Here is a 17292-nt window from a genome sequence, read left to right on the forward strand (position 1 = left end):
TACTGCCAGTTCACTGGGAGGTGCTTCTTCGTGCATTTACGTCCGGTTGGCAGAGTGGTCGCCGCATCGGCGTTATCCCTGCTCACGGTCATCACTTTGGCTCCGTCCGCACTCGGTGCGCCAGTACAGTCACCGAAGGGCGAGGAGCCGGGCAATGGTCCGGAGCGCAATGAGGTCGCTGCCGTCGACCCGCCGAGGATCGCTGGTCTGTCCGCGTTGGCCGAGAACAAACGCGGCTCGCGGGAGGGCTATCCACGCACCACACAGCTGCGGGTCTACCCCGAGGACCCCGCTGACAAGGCCATCAAACTTGGGTTGACGCCGTATCACGCCATCGCTCCCAAGCTCAACCAGTTGCAGGGCATCAGCAACCGGATTTCGGTTGAGGTCGTTGGGCAGTCTGGCCTTGGGCGTGACCTTTACCTGGTCACGCTGACCGCGCCGGAACGGCCGTCGGAGACCCGGCAGCAGGAACGTTGGCGCGACAAGATCGAGAACGATCCGGCCGACGCGGCCCGTGACCGGCAGCTTGCGCGCGAGTACAAGGCGCCCGTCTGGATCAACAACAACATCCATGGTGACGAGTGGGAAGGCACCGACGCCGCGCTGCGGCAGATCGAGTACCTGGCCACCACCAAGGATCGCAAGGCGCTGGACCTGTTGTCCCGCAACAGGGTCTACTTCAACGTCACCGCCAACCCGGACGGCCGCAACCTCGGTACACGGGCCAACGCCAACGAGTTCGACCTCAACCGCGACTTCGTGACTTCTTCCCAGCCTGAGGGCGTGGCGATGCGGGACATCGTCAAAACCGTTCAGCCGGTGATGATGCTTGACGAGCACGGCTACGTCAGCGGCACGTTGATCGAGCCGACCGGCCCGCCGCACGGCCAGAACTACGACTTCGACCTGTACATCAAACACGGTTACGCCAACGGGTTGAACATCGAGAAGGCCGTCAAAGCGCTGGGCTACCCGGAGGCGCAGAACACGCAGATCCCGTTCCGGGACTACCCGTCCGGCGAGTGGGACGGCTGGGCGCCCATCTACACAGCCCAGTACTCGATGTTCCACGGCGCGATCTCGTACACGATCGAGATCCCGATGCGCGTCAACCGTGCCGACTACGACACCCTGCCCGAGACCGAACTGCGTCGCCGCTCGGCCATCAACACCGATGTGTCCGAGGCGAGCATGAAGGCCAGCTTGTCGTACGTGCAGGACAACCGGTCCGCTCTGGTCGCCAACCAGATCGAGATGTTCCGGCGCGGTGCAGCGGGCGAGGCGCAGCGCTACATCCCGGACGGCTTCGTGCCCGGGTTCGGTCCTGAGGACCGTTTCACCACGAAGTTCCCGCGTGCGTACGTGATCCCGGCGGGCGCGACCCAGCGGTCCGGTGCGGCCGCGGCGCGCCTGGTCGATCTGCTTGTCGCACACGATGTCCGCGTGCGTCAGGCCGACCGGCCGTTCTCGCTCGCGGGCCGGACCTATCCGGCTGGTTCGTACATTGTGGACATGCACCAGCCGAAACGCGCGCTGGCCAACGTGATGCTGGAGCAGGGTCGCGATGTTTCGGCGAGCGCCGAGGTGATGTACGACATCTCCGGCTGGAGCCACCGCCTGCTGTGGGGCGCGTCGGTCAACATCATCCAGGGCGGTGACCTGCGGGTCTCCAGCAAGCCCGTGGTCGCGGCTTCGCCGACCGGCGGCGTGGACGCTGGCCCAGGCCAGGATCTGGCGATCACTGTGCGCGACGGCAAGGACGCGCAGGCCGTCAACGACCTGCTTGGCCGTGGCATCGAGCTCAAGCGCCGGGCCAACGGTTCGGTGATCGTCCCGGCTTCGGCGAGGGTCGCGGCCATCCAGGTCGCCGACCGGTACGGCGTGCGCTTCAGCCTGGCCCCCGCTGGCGAAGCCGGATCGCCATTGAACCGACAGACGATCGCGGCAGCTGTCGGCCCGGATGAACTGTTCGCGTTGCGGGACATGGGCTTCGAGGTCCGTCCGGTGTCCACGGCCACGTTGAACGCGGGCTTCGATCTGTCCAGGGTGGACGTTCTGCTGGTCTCGTCGGGCCTTCGCTACGACCAGCTCAACGCGTCCGGGAAGGCAGCTGTTGACGCCTTCGCCGCGCGCGGTGGCGTGGTCACGCGTGGCGCGACTGGCTCGAAGTTCAACGCCGACGCGAAGCTGCTGGACGTTACGGCCGTTGCCGGGCGTGATGACGCGAACGGGATCGTCAACGTCACCAACAGCTCGACCCCGCTTGGCGCGGACGCTCTGCCACAGTCCTTTGTGTACTCCCCGCAGTGGTTCACGAACCTCGGCGCGGGAGTGACTGTGGAGCAGCGCTACGCCACTGGCAACCCTTTGGCGGCGGGCCATTGGCGTGCCAACGATGACGGCACCGGCGGGCCGGATGCTGCCAGCGGGCAGGCCGTTGTGGTGTCGGGCGCCGACGAGCGTGGCGCCCGGGTCGTCATGTTCGGTACCGAGCCGTTGTTCCGGGCGCACCCCAAGGGCCTGTATGCCCAGGTTGCCAATGGGATTTATTGGAGTGCGACTAAAAATCCGGTGTGACGCCGGTCAGTTCGGCTGACAGGTCCCAGAGCCGCCGCCCCAGCTCTTCGTTGAAGGCGGCGGCTCTTGGCCGCGTCTTCTCCGGCGGTCCCCACAGTTCCATCGCCCACTTCGGGCCGAAATAGTCCCCGCTGCGCAGGCCGGGCTCGGTCGCGGCACGCAGCTGCGGCAGGGCGCCGAGCGTCACCGGCTGGCAGAACCGCATCATTCCCCAGTCCAGCACCTTGCCGACAGCGCCGAGGTCGCGCTGCCGCACCGAGTTGCCGACCAGGTTGGTCGCCGCCATCCCGGGATGCCCGCCGGTGCTGACCAGGCCGAGACCGGCGGCTTTCGCCCGGCGGCCCAGCTCGATCATGAAGATCACGTTGGCCAGTTTGGACTGCGCGTAGCTCGCTGCGATCGAGTACCGGCGGCGTTCGAAGTTCGGATCGTCGAGGTTCAAGCCAGGGCCTTTGGCCGCGTGGCTGGACACCGTGACCACCCTGGCGTCCTTGATGGCTGGCATCAACAACCACGTCAATGCCGCGTGCCCCAAGTGGTTCACGCCGAACTGCATCTCGAAGCCGTCCGTGGTCCTGGTGAACGGCGTGCCCATCACGCCAGCGTTGTTCATCAGGATGTCGAGCTTGTCGCCGGTGCGTTCGCGGATCTCGGTCGCTGCCTTGCGGACCGAGGCGAGATCGGCCAGATCCAACTCGACGAGTTCGGCTTTGCCGCCGATCTCGGCTACCGCGCTGTTGCCGCGTTCGGTGTCACGGGCCGCGACAAGCACCCGCGCCCCCATCCCAGCGAGGACTTTCGCGCTACGCAAACCCAATCCGGAGTTCGCGCCGGTAATGAGCGCGGTGCGCCCGGTCTGATCGGGGATATCAGCCTCGGACCAGTTAGCCATTCGGCGAATATATGCCGCCTCAGGCGCTTGCCACGAGCCTCCGAATAAGTTGTTCCACCGGGCTACGGCGACGGGGTGATTGCTTCTCTGCCGTTCGGAGCAACGTTTGGAATGCCGCGCCGACACGGGTGATTTCCTCGGTCGCCTCGTGCGTCTCGGCCAGCCCCGCAGCCAATGCCAGGGTCCGCTGCTCGGCCTGCAACTGCGGCCACAGCGCTTCGTAGCGATCGGCGTGTGCGTCTAGGACGGCGTACAAAGTCGCGTTCTCGGCGACAGTCTTGCGCCACGCGTCGGAGATGGCGTCGACCAAGTCGATCGACGGGTCACCGTCGGCCTCGGCAAGAACCATGCCCAGGCGTCCGGTCAGCTTCAGCGTCCATCGGTAGTGCAACGCCAGCAGCAGTTCAACCGGGTCGGCAAAAGCGGCGGACGTGGGCAGTGGCCCAGCGGGATCCCGCTCGGCGCGGACCAGGATCGAGTCGATCGCGTTACGACGCTCGTAGTAGTCCGTCCAGCTCATGTCAGCCTCCCAGCCTGGCCACGCCCGTCGCATGAGCTGAGCACTGTGTCGATGGTGTCCTCGCAAGCTCGGACATGTGCTTCCTCCCGTGCCGTGACCTGGGTCATACCGCTGGTCTGCGGCATACCGTCGGTATGTTTCGACACGGCCAACATACCACGAGTACGTACCGGCGGTATGTCGTAGAGTTGCCAGGATGGCAATGATGCGGTCGCGACGCGCGGACTACTCGGAGTCCACCAAACAGGCGTTGGTCGACTCCGCATCCGACCTGTTCACCAAGAACGGCTACGCGGCCACGTCCCTCGACGCGATCGTCAAACGCGCCAGGGTCACGAAAGGCGCGCTCTACCACCACTTCAGCGGCAAACAGGCGTTGTTCGAAGCCGCTTTCCACCAGGTCGAGAAGCGTGCGATCGCCAAGCTGACCAAGGCGATCGACGGCGACGGCACGCCGTGGGAACGCGCACTGGACGGCGTGCAGGAGTACATCCGGGTCTGCCTCGACCCGACCTACCAGCGGCTGGTCATCCGTGAGGCGCCGGTCGTGATGGGCTACGAACGCTGGCGCGAATGCGAGGAGCGCTACAGCTTCGGCATCGTGCGCAGCGTGCTCGAAAGCCTGATCGAGGCAGGCGAGCTCGGTGACGTCCCGATCGAGGTGACCGCGCGGATGATGTTCGCATCGCTTGCCGCTGGCGCGCAGATCATCGCCGAGGCCAGCGACCCGAAAAAGGCCAGTGCCGAAGTGTTCACCGCTTTGATCCACATGATCGAAGGGATAAGGCGGGACCGCTGAGTTACGTTGGTCTTGTGGAATTCAGGATCTTCACCGAACCGCAGCAAGGTGCCACCTACCGGGACCTGCTCAAAGTGGCCAGAGCGACCGAGGACGCCGGCTACGACGGGTTCTTCCGGTCCGACCACTATCTGAGAATGGGCTCGGCGAACGGTCTGCCGGGGCCGACCGACGCGTGGACAACGCTGGCCGGGCTGGCCGTGCAGACCAGCCGGGTCCGGCTCGGCACCCTGATGACCGCCGCGACCTTCCGGCTGCCAGGGCCGCTGGCGATCACGGTCGCGCAGGTGGACCAGATGTCCGGCGGGCGCGTCGAGTTCGGCATCGGCAGCGGCTGGTTCGAAGCCGAGCACGCCGCGTACGGCATCCCTTTTCCCGCGCTTGGCGACCGGTTCGACATCTACACCGAACAGCTCGAAGTGATCACCGGCCTGTGGACGACCCCGCTGCACGAGAAGTTCTCCTACGCGGGCAAACACTTCCAGCTCACCGACTCGCCAGCGCTGCCGAAACCCGCTCAGCGCCCGCGTCCACCGGTGATCATCGGCGGCCGCGGTGCCAAGCGCACTCCGGCACTGGCCGCCCGCTTCGCTGACGAGTTCAACGTTGCCTTCGCGGACGCTTCCGTGGCCAGTGAACAGTTCGAACGTGTCGACGACGCCTGCCGGGCAATCGGCCGCGACCCCGCCAGCATGGTTCGGTCCATCGCGCAGATCGTCTGCGTCGGCTGGGACGACGCGCAGGTCGAGCGGCGGGCCGCGGCGATCGGCCGTGAAGTCGACGAGTTGAAGCGCAACGGGCTGACCGGCACCCCGGCCGAGGTTGTGGACAAGATCGGCACGTGGCGCGAGCAGACCGGCGTCAGCCGGGTCTACCTGCAGGTACTGGACCTCAACGACCTAGACCACCTGGAACTGATGGCGGCGGAGGTCGCGTCCCAGCTCTAACCGCCGTGTCCACCATTCCGACACAGTGTGTCCACCGTTCCATCACCATGAAATGCGCGTTCCGGCACACCGAGATGTCCATTGCGGCGCCTGCCGGGCATTTCAGTGTGCCGGAGTGGTGGACACGGTGTGCTGGAACGGTGGACACACCGTTCAGCAACGGTGGACACGGATGGGTGGATCGGCGGGTTTGGGCGATCCTCACTAGGATCGGTCTATGCGCGTCGTCGTCGCCGGGTCGTCCGGCATGATCGGAACTGAACTCGTTTCAGCGCTGCGACGCGAAGGGCACGATGTGCTGCGGCTGGTCCGCCGCGCGTCGTCAGCGCCGGACGAGCGGACGTGGGACCCGCCAGCCGCCAAGATCAAGGACGGCGCGCTGGACGGCGCCGACGCCGTGATCAACCTCTGTGGTGCGCCGATCACCCTGACCAGGCTGAGCAACGCCCGCAAGCAGGTGTTGCTCGACAGCCGTGTCGAGCCGACCGAGGTGCTCGCCGCCGCAGTCGCCGAACGCGACATCCCCTTGCTCATCAACGCATCCGCGGTTGGTTACTACGGCGACACCGGCGGCCGTGTCGTCGACGAGACGACCCCGCCTGGCGAGGGTTTCCTGTCGCAGATGTGCAAGGAATGGGAAGCCGCGACCCAACCGGCCGCCGACGCGGGCGCCCGCGTGGCGATCCTGCGGACCGGGCTCGTGCTCAGCGAAGAAGGCGGATTGCTTGGGCCACTTCGGTTGCTGTTCTCGTTCATGCTCGGCGGACGGCTCGGCGACGGACGCCAATACATGCCATGGATCCACCACCAGGACCACATCAACGCGGTGCTGCACATCCTCAACACCGAGAAGCTCGCCGGACCGGTGAACATGACTGGCCCGAACCCGGTGACGAACGCGGAGTTCACGCGAGCGCTGAGCCGTGCGCTCGGCAGGCCCGCGCCGTTCGTCGCACCGAAGTTCGCGCTGCGCCTCGCTTTGGGTGAACTCGCCGACGAAGGCGCGCTGGCCAGCCAGCACGTCATTCCGAAAGCCTTGCAGGACAATGGCTTTACGTTCCGCTACAACACTGTGGACGAAGCGCTCGGGTCGGTGGCCAAACGTTGAACCGGGCCTACGCCTGGGGAATCGCGCTACTCACACTGTTCATCCTGCTCGGTGTCTGGGTCCGGGACTCGGCATGGCCGCTCGACCTGGTCGTCTCCGACGCGATGGTCGGGTTCTGGCAGACCTCCGGCGGCGACGTGGTCTGGGTGATCACCGACATCCTCGGGCCGGTCCTGCCGATAGTCATGTTCGTCGTGCTGGTGGTCGCCGCCGTCCGGTCGCGGCGCGACGCGTACGTGCTGAATGTTCTGTTGCGGTCAATGGTGTTGCTGGCCGCGTGCCGGATCATGTCGCTGTTCAAAGGAGTGTTCGAACGCGACAGGCCACGGGCCTATGTGGACTTCAGCTACCCCAGCGGGCACGTGGTGTCCGTCGCGAGTGTCGCGTTCACCGGGATCGTGATCTGCGGATGGCTCGCGCGGCATTTGCTGCGCCGCGCAATCGTTCTGGCCACGACACTTGTCGTGATCGCCGCCGCGTGTCGCGTGTTGCTCGATGTGCACTGGGTCACCGACGTGCTCGGCGGCACCCTGGGCGTGACCGGAATCGGACTGATCGTCGCCACGGCGATGCACTTGATCCCGGTGGGGGAGCGTAAGGTTTCAGGGTGATCGAGAAGTCCTGTCGTGCCGCCACGCAACCCGTGGACACGCGTGAGATCGGCACTATCGAATACCTCGCCGCGTGGGATCTGCAGCGCGAGCTCGCCGAGGCACGTGCCGCTGGCACCGGGCCCGACACCCTGCTGCTGCTCGAACACCCCTCGGTCTACACGGCGGGTAAGCGCACCCAGCCCGACGAGCGGCCGTCCGACGGCACGCCGGTGATCGACGTCGACCGCGGCGGCAAGATCACCTGGCACGGTCCCGGCCAGCTGGTCGGCTATCCGATCGTGCAACTCGCCGACCCGATCGACGTGGTCCAGTACGTCCGGCGGATCGAAGAGGCGCTGATCGCTGTCTGCGCACGCTTCGGCCTGGAAACCGGACGTGTCGAAGGCCGCAGCGGCGTCTGGCTGGCCGCGGACGCCCGAGGCCCGGAGCGCAAGATCGCCGCCATCGGCATCCGTGTGCAGCGTGGCGTGACCATGCACGGGTTCGAGATCAACTGCAACGCCGACCTGTCGGCCTTCGACCGGATCGTGCCCTGCGGCATCCGCGACGCCGGGGTGACCTCGCTGAGCTGGGAGCTCGGCCGGGACGTCACGGTTGCCGAGGTGCTGCCTCTTGCCCGCGACCTGGTGCTTGAGGCCCTCGAAGGCACCTTGCCGGTCGCTGATCACTGGATCACGAGCACGGCCGAGGCTCCCGGCGTCACGTTCGCGCTGAAGTCCTGACGTAGCGGGCATTCACGCCGCCAACCTCAACAAGGCAGCCCCCGCCACTCCCGGGGGGCGACCCCGAGGCCAGTCTATCGGTGGTGGGCGGCCGTGACAGGGGTTACCGGCCGGTTGTGGACAGAGGATTCGCGGACGGTCCCATCCGCGAATCTGGTTGTCCACAATCCGTGCTCAGGCGTTGCGGCGCTTCTCCTCTTCGGCCTTTCGCCGGGTGTACTCCCGCATGCGCTGCGGGTAGCCGACCCGGTTCGTGTCGTACACCGGGATGCCCAGCTTCTTGCCGAAGTGGTACGCGGCCTCGTCGTTGTCCACGCGCCTGCGGGTCCACTCACCGTCGAAGGCGACGAGAACCACAGTCGTGTGTGTCACATTGGTCCGCGGCTCGACGTAGGCCTCGACACCTCTTCTTGACCGGGCCCATTCGGCCAGGTGATCAGTGTCTTTCGAGGTGGCGGTCCGCGTCACGCCCGGCTTGGGCTTGCGGCGCAGTTTGTCGAATATCCCCACCTGGACGACCTCCCTTGCTGCCCTATAGCGGACATTCTGCTCCGACGACCTGAGACACACCTGTGCAACGGCTGAACACACCTGGCCAGTTCGCAAGCCTGCCCGATGAAGTGACAAGATGGCGTGTGGTCGGACCGGGGCGTATGCGGGCTTGGTCCGAAAGAGACGAAGCTGTCGAGGAGACCTTGTGAGTGACACCTCCGCAGACCTGGTGATCCTGGGTGGCGGGTCGGGCGGTTATGCCTGCGCTTTTCGCGCCGCTGAGCTCGGCCTTTCCGTGATCGTGGTGGAGAAGGACAAACTCGGCGGGACGTGCCTGCACCGTGGCTGCATTCCCACGAAGGCGCTGCTGCACGCCGCCGAGATCGCCGACAACGTGCGTGAAGGTGACCAGTTCGGGGTCAAGAGCTCGCTCGAAGGCATCGATATCAATGGCGTGAACTCGTACAAGGACGGCGTGATCAGCCAGCTGTACAAGGGCCTGCAGGGCCTGGCGAAGCTGAACAAGGTCCAGATGGTCGAGGGCACCGGCAAGTTCGTGGCCCCGAACATCGTCGAGGTCGGCTCGGACCGCTACATCGGCAAGAACGTCGTCCTTGCCAGCGGCTCGTACGCCAAGACGCTGCCCGGCCTTGACATCGGCGGCCGGATCATCACGTCCGACCAGGCGCTGAACCTTGACTACGTGCCCGAGCGGGTCGTGGTGCTCGGTGGCGGCGTGATCGGCGTCGAGTTCGCCAGCGTGTGGCGCTCCTTCGGCGCCGACGTGACCATCGTCGAGGCCCTGCCCCGACTGGTTCCGCTGGAGGACGAGTACGCGTCCAAGCAGCTCGAGCGTGCCTTCCGCAAGCGTGGCATCAAGTTCAAGACCGGCGTCAGGTTCACCGGCGCGACCCAGACCGACGACGTGGTCACCGTGTCGCTGGAGTCCGGCGACCAGTTCGAGGCGGACCTGCTGCTGGTGGCCGTCGGCCGTGGCCCGAACACCGCCGCGATGGGCTACGAGGAGGCCGGGGTCACCATGGACCGCGGTTTCGTGCTCACCGACGAGCGGCTGCGTACCAACCTGCCGAACGTGTACGCCGTCGGCGACATCGTCCCTGGCCTGCAGCTCGCGCACCGCGGCTTCCAGCAGGGCATCTTCGTCGCCGAGCAGATCGTCGGGCAGAACCCGAAGCTGATCGACGAGGCCGGTATCCCGCGCGTGACGTACTGCAAGCCCGAGGTGGCGTCGGTCGGCCTGACCGAGGCTGCCGCCAAGGAGAAGTACGGCGACGTGCAGACCCTGGTCTACGACTTGGCCGGCAACGGCAAGAGCAAGATCCTCAAGACGTCCGGGGGCGTGAAGGTGATCAAGGCACCTGACGGCCCCGTGGTCGGCATGACCCTTGTCGGTGAGCGAGTCGGGGAGCTCATCGGTGAGGCGCAGCTGATCTACGGCTGGGAGGCGTACCCCGAAGACGTCGCCCCGCTGATCCACGCACACCCAACGCAGACCGAAGCCATTGGCGAGGCCTTCCTCGCCCTTGCCGGCAAGCCCCTGCACGTGCACGGCTGACGCACGGGCTCGAGGTCAGCCAAGCTCAAACGCACGAGGAGTAAGCGAAACAATGGCCTTCTCCGTCCAGATGCCGGCCCTCGGTGAGAGCGTCACCGAAGGCACGGTCACCCGATGGCTGAAGCAGGTGGGCGACACCGTCGAGGTCGACGAGCCCTTGCTGGAAGTCTCGACCGACAAGGTCGACACCGAGATCCCGTCGCCCGCGGCCGGTGTGCTCGAGCGCATCGTCGCCCAGGAGGACGAGACCGTCGAGATCGGCGCGGAACTCGCCGTGATCGGCGACGGCAGTGGCGGCGGGAACTCCGCGCCCGCGCCCCAGGAATCGGCGCAGCAGCAGGAGGAAGCTCCGGCTCCGGAGCCTGAGCCCGAGCCGGAACCAGAGCCCGAGCCTGCCCCGCAGGCCGCGGCGCCGTCGTCCGGTGGTGGTTCGGCGTCCGGTACGCCGGTGACGATGCCGGAGCTCGGTGAGAGCGTCACCGAGGGCACCGTGACCCGCTGGCTCAAGCAGGTCGGCGACTCGGTCGCGGTCGACGAGCCGCTGCTCGAGGTTTCCACGGACAAGGTGGACACCGAGATCCCGTCCCCGGTGGCAGGCACGCTGCTGGAGATCACCGCGGCCGAGGACGAGACCGTCGAGGTCGGTGCTCAGCTCGCGGTCGTCGGTTCGGCTGACGCGGCCCCTGCCCCGGCTCCCGCGCCCAAGGCTCCTGAGCCCAAGCCAGAGCCGAAGCCGGAACCCAAGCCCGAGCCGGTCGCTCAGGCACCCGCTCCTGCTCCGGCACCCGCGCCCAAGCCCGCTCCGGCTCCTGCGCCCGCCCCGCAGCCCGCTGCGGTCAACGGCAGCAACGAGGCGCCGTACGTGACGCCGCTGGTGCGCAAGCTGGCGTCGGAGAACGGCATCGACCTGTCCAAGGTGACCGGTACTGGTGTCGGCGGCCGGATCCGCAAGCAGGACGTGCTCGCGGCGGTCGAGGCCGCCAAGAAGCCCGCGCCTGCCCCGGCTCCCGCTGCCGCCCCGGCAGCGCCGGCGCCGTCGGCGGCCCCTTCGGCCGATGCCGCGGCTCTGCGTGGCAAGACCGAGAAGCTGCCGCGGCTTCGTCAGATCGTCGCGCAGCGCACCCGCGAGTCGCTCGCGGTCTCGGCTCAGCTCACCCAGCTGTTCGAGGTCGACGTCACCAAGATCGCGCGGCTGCGCGGCCAGGCCAAGGATTCGTTCCTTGCCCGTGAGGGCGTCAAGCTGACGTTCCTGCCGTTCTTCGCCAAGGCGACGGTCGAGGCGCTCAAGCAGCACCCGAAGCTCAACGCGTCGATCAACGAGGAGGCCAAGGAGGTCACCTACCACGGTGCCGAGCACTTGGGCATCGCGATCGACACCGAGAAGGGCCTGCTGAACGCGGTCATCCACAACGCGGGTGACCTGAACCTGACCGGTCTCGCGCACAAGATCGCCGACCTTGCCGCCCGTGCCCGGTCGAACAAGATCAAGCCGGACGAGCTGGCAGGCGGGACGTTCTCGCTGACCAACCTCGGCACCGCGGGCGCGCTGTCGGACACCCCGATCATCCTGCAGCCGCAGGTGGGCATTCTGGGTGTCGGCGCGGTCGTCAAGCGTCCGGTCGTGATCACCGACGAGAACGGCGCGGACTCCATCGCGATCCGTTCGATGGTCTACCTGTCGCTGACCTACGACCACCGCCTGGTGGACGGTGCGGACGCCGGTCGTTTCCTGACGACGATCAAGCGTCGCTTGCAGGAAGGCAACTTCGAGGCCGAGCTCGGCCTCTAAACCCGCAGGTCACCCCTCGTGAGTGGTTATGCGTGTTAGAACACGCATAACCACTCACGAGGGGTTTTTGTCCTGACGTTCGGACCTAGCTGGCGTTGTCTGCCCTTTGCCACGCTCGGTGCATGAAAGTTCTCACAGCGTTGACAGCAAGCCTGTTGATGGCCCTGACTGTGCAGGACGCCTCGGCGGCGGTGGAAACCGCGCAGCAGCAAGGGGCGGAGGAAGTACGACTTGCGCCCGCGGCGAAGAACGTGCGGCTGCGGAAAACCCTCCCCGGCACCGAGCGCGCGATCTCGATCGCGTTCGCCCAGTACGGCCGCCAGGATGTGGCGTTCGTCAGCAGCGAATCCGGCCTGCAGACGTTCGACGTGACCGATGTCGACAACCCGAAGTTCCTCGACCACCTGACAAAGCAGGAAATGGCGTTGCCCGGCGACGACCCGTCGCAACGCTTCTGGGAGAACGAGGACATCAACGTCGACCCGAAGCGCAAACTCGCTTTCCTTGCCCGCGAAGTGAATTCCTTCGGCCGTGCGCTGCCGGGAGACCGCCCGACGGGCAACTACATCGTCTCCGCGGTGAACCCGGCCGACCTGAAGATCCTGTCGTTCCACCGGCAGAACACCGGCCACACCTCAACATGCATCAACGACTGCCAATACCTCTGGACAGCGGGGCGTGACCGTTCGGCCGACAACATCGGCCGGATCTTCGTCACGGACCTGCGCGATCCCCGTAACCCCAAGGAATTGCCGGTCTCGGTGGATGTCCGCGGCGCGGGCAAGATCACGCACGACGTCCAAGTAGACGCGATGGGAATCGCCTGGGTGGCAGGCGACGACGGAACCCGCGGCTACTGGACCGACGGCTGGCACAGAGATCCGTTGACGGGCAAGGTCCGCGAAGCAACAGCGGCCGACCCGGTGCCGTACGCGGGCGGCAACGTCCCGAAGATCGACATGCCAACTCGGTTCACGCACAACTCATTCCGCCCAGTCGGCCGGACCCTGCTCGACGGCCCACGGCCGACACGCGAAAACCCAGCAGGAAGCCTGTTACTGCACACCGAGGAAGCCTTCGGCTCCTCAACATGCAAAGACCAGGGCCGCTTCGTCATCTCCTCCCTGCAAGGAACGGAGAATGGCGAAGGCTGGGGCAGCACGCCGAAGGAGATGAAGACGGTCGGAGTCTGGAGCCCAGACGACCAGGAAGGCACATTGCCTGGCAACGTCACATGTTCCGCGCACTACTTCGACGTGCAGAACCGAGTCGTCGCCTATTCCTGGTACGAGCAGGGAACACGATTCATCGACATCTCGAACCCAGCCAAGCCGATCCAGATCGGATACTGGCGCCCAGACGCAGCAACCTCATGGGCACCCTACTGGCACAAAGGAAACGTCTTCGTCGCCGACATCGTGCGCGGTGTGGAGATCGTGTCGCTGACCAAGGGCGCCTATGAAGCCCAGGAAAGCGGAACGAACGTGCAGCTCGTGACAAGCGGCCCAGTAAAGGTGAAGCTGACGGCAGACACCCCACGGCGCCTGCCCCTCATGCCCCACCCAGACTACGGCTACGCCTGCCCGATGATCGCGGGCCGCGACAGCGGCTCCTGCAGCCCCAGCAGCTGCTGCTGAAAGTCCTCGTGAGTGGTTATCCGCGTTAGAACACGGATAACCACTCACGAGGGTTCGAGGGCGGCGGCTGGGTGCTCTGGTTGCTCGAAGGTGGTCTCCCCACGGCCGCGGATCAAGCCGAGCGCGCCTGCGATCACGTAACCGATTCCGCCAAGCAGCAACGAGTTGACGGCGGGAATGCCCCACCAGCGGAAGTGTTCGGACAGCCAGCCGATGGTCGATGCCGCCAGCCAGATCAGGATCGTCGCGGGCACCCAGGTGGGTTCGGTGTCCGGTAGCCGCCCGAGCGCACGGGACGCGTCGAGCTGCGGACGCCAACGTTTCACGATGAAGTACTCGGCGACCATGATCCCGGCGATGGGCGGGGTCAGCACGCCGAGCAGGGTCAGGAAATCGGTGAACGCGCCCAGAATCCCCGCCGCCGCCGCGATGCTGCCGAGCACACCGGTCACAATGGTCACCCGGACTCGGTTGAGCCGGACTCGGAACAGGGATTCGACGGCGCTGAGCGTGCCGAGGGCGCAGGAGTACAGATTCCAGTTGTTGATCTTCACGGTCGCTGGGACCAGGATGATCACCCCGGCGACACCGGAGGACGCGGTGATGATGGCGATCACGTCGGACGTCTTCACCGCGTAGGCGAGCAGGACCCCGGCCAGTCCGAGCACGTATTCGCCGAGCGAGACCCCGATCAGCGTCTGTTTCACGACATCGCCTGTGCTGCGGTTGAAGCGGGTCATGTCCGGGGTGACGACAGCGCCGATGATGTACGAGCCCGCGACGATCGTCGCCCCGGTGGCGATGGACATTTCGGTGCCGAAAGGCGGGGAGGCGGTGAGGTCGGCGAAGCTGTGCTGGGAGATTTGCACGGTCATGGCCCAGCCAGCGAGGCCAAGGAAGGCTGGCACGGTGATGAATGCGGTCCAGCCCATCGCCGGGAACTCGCGCAGCACCAGCATTGTCACGCCCAATCCGGTGATCAGGCACCATGCCCACAACGGGATTGCCGGGACCATCGAATGCAAGCCTTCGGCGAAGACCGCCGTCTGGATGCCGAACCAGCCGAACAGGCTCACCGTGATGACCAGTCCGATGAGCGTCGAACCGTAGCGGCCGAACCCGGTCCACCGGGTCAGCAGGACCTCGGCGATGACGTGATCGGCGTGGGCCAGTGCCTGGGCGAGTGCGTCGGTGGCGTTCACCGGATGTGAGCCGAAGCGGGCACGTCCTCGGGCCACGGCCGCATCGGACAGCGTGGCTTGCTGCCCGCCGAAGATCAGTGCCTCTTGCGGCAGCCGGTAACCGACGCTGTCCGGACCGACGTGCACCCGGCCGTCATCGCCTAGCCGGACGGTGCTTCCGCCGCCGATGGCGATGCTGACCAGGTCAGGCATGCGGAAGTTGGTGGCGATCCCGCCAATCCGGACGCCAAGCGCGGATTCCCGTGGGAAACCGTTGGTCAGTACGCCGATATCCGTTGACGTCCCGCCGACATCGACGACGAGCGCGTCCTTGACACCGGTCAGGAACGCTCCGCCACGGATGCTGTTGGCCGGACCGCTGCCGATTGTCAGTACTGGCAAGTGCTTGGCGTGGTCGAGCGCCATCAGGTGCCGTCGTTCTGTGCGAAGTAGACGATCGCGCCGCCGAGTCCGTTGGCGTCCAGTGCGGCGGTCAGTGCCTGCGTCACGCCATGGGCCGCTCCGACGAGAGCTTCGTTGAGGACCGTCGCGTTCTCTCGTTCCAGCAGGCCCAACGTGCCGATCTCGTGGCTCAGCGAGGCATGCACATCAGGTCCGAGCTCGCTCTGCACGACTTGCGCCGCGGCCAGTTCGTGATCGGCGGTGACCGGGGCGATCGCCACACTGCAGGTCTATCTGGATGAACAAGGATCGCACATCCGTGCGGCAGAACGGTTGCACGTGCACCGCAACGCGGTTGCCTACCGGATGCGGCAGACCAGCGGCCTGCTCGAGGTCGATCTCGACGACCCCGAGCAACGCCTAGCCCTTCACTTGGCCTGCCGCGCCCGGCTCTTGCGGTGATTCAGCCGTTCTCGGCGATGTCCGCGAGCACGGCCGCGATCGTCCTGACCGGAACGCCTGTGCCACCACGGGTTGTGTAGCCGAACGCGCCGCCGCTGTTGTACGCCGGGCCCGCCACGTCGATGTGCGCCCACTCGAGGCCGTCCGCCACGAACTCCTTCAGGAACAGGCCTGCCGCGAGCATTCCGCCCCACCGGTGGCCGGTGACGTTGGCAAGGTCGGCAACCCGGGAGTCCAAATCGGACCGGAGCTCGTCCGGCAGCGGCATCGCCCACGCGTTCTCGCCGACGGCCTGGCCAATGGTGGCCACCCGGTCACGGAAGGCGTCCGAGCCCATCACGCCGGACGTGCGCTTGCCCAGCGCGACAACCTGCGCGCCGGTCAGGGTCGCGGTCTCGATCAGGTAGTCCGGGTTGTCCTCGCCCGCGCGCACGATCGCGTCGGCCAGGATCAACCGGCCCTCGGCGTCGGTGTTCAGGACCTCAACCGTCTTGCCGCCGTACATCGTCAGCACGTCACCCGGGCGGTACGAGGTACCCGACGGCATGTTCTCCGCGATCGGCACGGTCGCGATCACTTCAAGCGGGAACTTCAGCTTGGCCGCCAACACGACCGCCGCGACCACAGCCGCCGCGCCTGACATGTCCGAGGTCATCTCGTCCATTCCGGCCGCTGGCTTGATCGAGATGCCGCCGGTGTCGAACGTGATGCCCTTGCCGACCAGCGCGACCTTCTTCGAGGCCTTGGGTCCCTTGTAGGACAGGCGAACCAGCCGCGGCAGCCGCGACGATCCGGTGCCCACGCTCAGGATGCCGCCGTAGCCGCCCTTACGCAGCGCCTTCTCGTCGAGCACCTCGACCGTCAGGCCCGCTGCCTCACCGAGCTCGACTGCCCGGGCGGCGAATGATGCCGGGTAGAGGTCGTTGGGCGGGGTGTTGATCAGGTCACGCGCGGTCGCCACAGCCTCGGCGATCGCGGTCGCTGCCTTCAGCGTTGCCTTGTTGTCCTTGTTGTTCGCCGCGGAAAAGTCCACGCGGCCGACCGGACCGTCACCGGAGTCCGATTTGTACTGGGTGAAGGCGTACGCGCCCAGCACGGTTCCTTCGATCGCGGCCTGCAAGTCCACCAGGGACAGGAAGTTGTGCGCACGCTTCACGCCGGTCAACGCGCGAGCCGCGGCACCGGCTGCGCGGCGGACCTGCTCGGGCGTGGGGTCGGCCTTGCCGAGACCAACCGCGAGCACCACACCGGCTTTGAGCTTGCCGAGAGTGGGGACTTTCACCGTTTCTTCGGCTTTGCCGGTCGCCCCGAGGCTGGTCAGGATTTCGACAAGCGATCCGTCGAACACGGCGTCAACGGCCTCGCCACCCGGAGCGAGGGTGAAGCCTCCGCCGTCCTGCTGCACTGTCCCGACCACTACGACGTCGGCGGTGATGTCGGTGGCTGCGTTGTCGGACAGGGCGAGTTTGGGGGCGGTCACTGGCTACTCCTCGTCGGGACGGTTGTTGACGCATGCTAACGACCTCACCCGGAGTTGTGACTCGCCAGGGTGATGCATTAAACGAGTGAAC

16 protein-coding genes are annotated in these 17292 nt (G+C 66.3%); 10 read left to right on the top strand and 6 right to left on the bottom strand.

From position 1 onward, the window contains the following. Positions 1-30: 30 nt before the first annotated feature. Complete coding sequence (locus LWC34_RS55260; protein WP_233734751.1) at positions 31-2580, top strand: M14 family zinc carboxypeptidase; 2550 nt, start codon at positions 31-33, stop codon at positions 2578-2580. On the opposite strand, the gene LWC34_RS55265 is transcribed toward LWC34_RS55260, so the two are convergent. Further along, positions 2564-3472, bottom strand: a complete 909-nt coding sequence (locus LWC34_RS55265) for an oxidoreductase (protein ID WP_233734753.1) — start codon at positions 3470-3472, stop codon at positions 2564-2566. The two genes, LWC34_RS55260 and LWC34_RS55265, sit on opposite strands and share 17 nt — an antisense overlap. Before the next feature lie 19 nt (positions 3473-3491). After that, positions 3492-3992: a hypothetical protein gene (locus tag LWC34_RS55270; RefSeq protein WP_233734754.1), complete on the bottom strand. Its 501-nt coding sequence runs from the start codon at positions 3990-3992 to the stop codon at positions 3492-3494. A gap of 205 nt (positions 3993-4197) precedes the next feature. Here LWC34_RS55270 and LWC34_RS55275 point away from each other — a divergent pair, with 205 nt between their 5' ends. From LWC34_RS55275 to lipB, 5 genes are all read left to right on the top strand, one after another. After that, positions 4198-4791: a TetR/AcrR family transcriptional regulator gene (locus tag LWC34_RS55275; RefSeq protein ID WP_233734756.1), complete on the top strand. Its 594-nt coding sequence runs from the start codon at positions 4198-4200 to the stop codon at positions 4789-4791. 14 nt (positions 4792-4805) lie between these two features. Then, complete coding sequence (locus LWC34_RS55280) at positions 4806-5738, top strand: LLM class F420-dependent oxidoreductase (RefSeq protein ID WP_233734758.1); 933 nt, start codon at positions 4806-4808, stop codon at positions 5736-5738. Between the two features lie 217 nt (positions 5739-5955). Next, positions 5956-6846 carry a TIGR01777 family oxidoreductase gene (locus LWC34_RS55285; protein ID WP_233734759.1) on the top strand — a complete coding sequence of 297 codons (891 nt, stop codon included), beginning with the start codon at positions 5956-5958 and terminating at the stop codon, positions 6844-6846. Further along, positions 6843-7457, top strand: coding sequence for a phosphatase PAP2 family protein (locus tag LWC34_RS55290; protein WP_233734760.1), 615 nt, complete (start codon positions 6843-6845; stop codon positions 7455-7457). The genes LWC34_RS55285 and LWC34_RS55290 overlap by 4 nt, the downstream gene beginning before the upstream one ends. Then, a complete protein-coding gene (gene lipB, locus LWC34_RS55295) occupies positions 7454-8182 on the top strand; it encodes a lipoyl(octanoyl) transferase LipB (protein ID WP_233734761.1) in 729 nt (242 codons plus the stop codon). Before LWC34_RS55290 ends, lipB begins: the two co-directional genes overlap by 4 nt. 174 nt (positions 8183-8356) lie before the next feature. Here lipB and LWC34_RS55300 read toward each other — a convergent pair whose 3' ends face one another. Further along, the gene (locus tag LWC34_RS55300) at positions 8357-8692 is read right to left on the bottom strand and encodes an oxidoreductase (protein WP_233734762.1); all 336 of its coding nucleotides are present in this window, start codon (positions 8690-8692) and stop codon (positions 8357-8359) included. A 187-nt stretch (positions 8693-8879) separates the two neighbouring features. Between LWC34_RS55300 and lpdA the strand changes: the two genes are divergently transcribed. The 3 genes from lpdA to LWC34_RS55315 all read left to right on the top strand — a co-directional run bounded on the left by lpdA (position 8880) and on the right by LWC34_RS55315 (position 13676). Continuing rightward, complete coding sequence (lpdA, locus tag LWC34_RS55305) at positions 8880-10250, top strand: dihydrolipoyl dehydrogenase (protein ID WP_233734763.1); 1371 nt, start codon at positions 8880-8882, stop codon at positions 10248-10250. A 52-nt stretch (positions 10251-10302) separates the two neighbouring features. Next, positions 10303-12039 (top strand): 2-oxoglutarate dehydrogenase, E2 component, dihydrolipoamide succinyltransferase, encoded by a 1737-nt coding sequence (gene sucB / locus LWC34_RS55310; RefSeq protein ID WP_233734765.1) that lies wholly within the window; start codon positions 10303-10305, stop codon positions 12037-12039. 122 nt (positions 12040-12161) lie between these two features. Further along, positions 12162-13676: an LVIVD repeat-containing protein gene (locus LWC34_RS55315; protein ID WP_233734767.1), complete on the top strand. Its 1515-nt coding sequence runs from the start codon at positions 12162-12164 to the stop codon at positions 13674-13676. Between the two features lie 44 nt (positions 13677-13720). Here the strand turns inward: LWC34_RS55315 and LWC34_RS55320 are convergent, their stop codons facing one another. Next, positions 13721-15283, bottom strand: a complete 1563-nt coding sequence (locus LWC34_RS55320; protein ID WP_233734769.1) for a hydantoinase/oxoprolinase family protein — start codon at positions 15281-15283, stop codon at positions 13721-13723. Then, positions 15283-15540, bottom strand: a complete 258-nt coding sequence (locus LWC34_RS55325) for a hypothetical protein (RefSeq protein WP_233734770.1) — start codon at positions 15538-15540, stop codon at positions 15283-15285. The genes LWC34_RS55320 and LWC34_RS55325 overlap by 1 nt, the downstream gene beginning before the upstream one ends. On the opposite strand from LWC34_RS55325, the gene LWC34_RS58600 reads away from it, so the two are divergent. Then, positions 15521-15721 (top strand): helix-turn-helix domain-containing protein, encoded by a 201-nt coding sequence (locus LWC34_RS58600; RefSeq protein ID WP_233734772.1) that lies wholly within the window; start codon positions 15521-15523, stop codon positions 15719-15721. The two genes, LWC34_RS55325 and LWC34_RS58600, sit on opposite strands and share 20 nt — an antisense overlap. A gap of 1 nt (position 15722) precedes the next feature. Here the strand turns inward: LWC34_RS58600 and LWC34_RS55335 are convergent, their stop codons facing one another. Then, entirely contained in the window at positions 15723-17201 is a 1479-nt protein-coding gene (locus LWC34_RS55335; RefSeq protein ID WP_233734774.1) for a leucyl aminopeptidase, read from the bottom strand. Positions 17202-17292: the final 91 nt, after the last annotated feature.

Origin of the sequence: Kibdelosporangium philippinense, from assembly GCF_021390435.2 — a bacterium.
GTDB classification, from domain to species: Bacteria; Actinomycetota; Actinomycetes; order Mycobacteriales; family Pseudonocardiaceae; genus Kibdelosporangium; species Kibdelosporangium philippinense.

Bases quoted from the DNA above. Each gene is read 5' to 3' on its own strand.
- LWC34_RS55265 (WP_233734753.1), bottom strand. From the start codon at position 3,472: ATGGCTAACTGGTCCGAGGCTGATATCCCCGATCAGACCGGGCGCACC.
- LWC34_RS55270 (WP_233734754.1), bottom strand. From the start codon at position 3,992: ATGAGCTGGACGGACTACTACGAGCGTCGTAACGCGATCGACTCGATC.
- LWC34_RS55275 (WP_233734756.1), top strand. From the start codon at position 4,198: ATGCGGTCGCGACGCGCGGACTACTCGGAGTCCACCAAACAGGCGTTG.
- LWC34_RS55285 (WP_233734759.1), top strand. From the start codon at position 5,956: ATGCGCGTCGTCGTCGCCGGGTCGTCCGGCATGATCGGAACTGAACTC.
- sucB (WP_233734765.1), top strand. From the start codon at position 10,303: ATGGCCTTCTCCGTCCAGATGCCGGCCCTCGGTGAGAGCGTCACCGAA.
- LWC34_RS55315 (WP_233734767.1), top strand. From the start codon at position 12,162: ATGAAAGTTCTCACAGCGTTGACAGCAAGCCTGTTGATGGCCCTGACT.
- LWC34_RS55320 (WP_233734769.1), bottom strand. From the start codon at position 15,283: ATGGCGCTCGACCACGCCAAGCACTTGCCAGTACTGACAATCGGCAGC.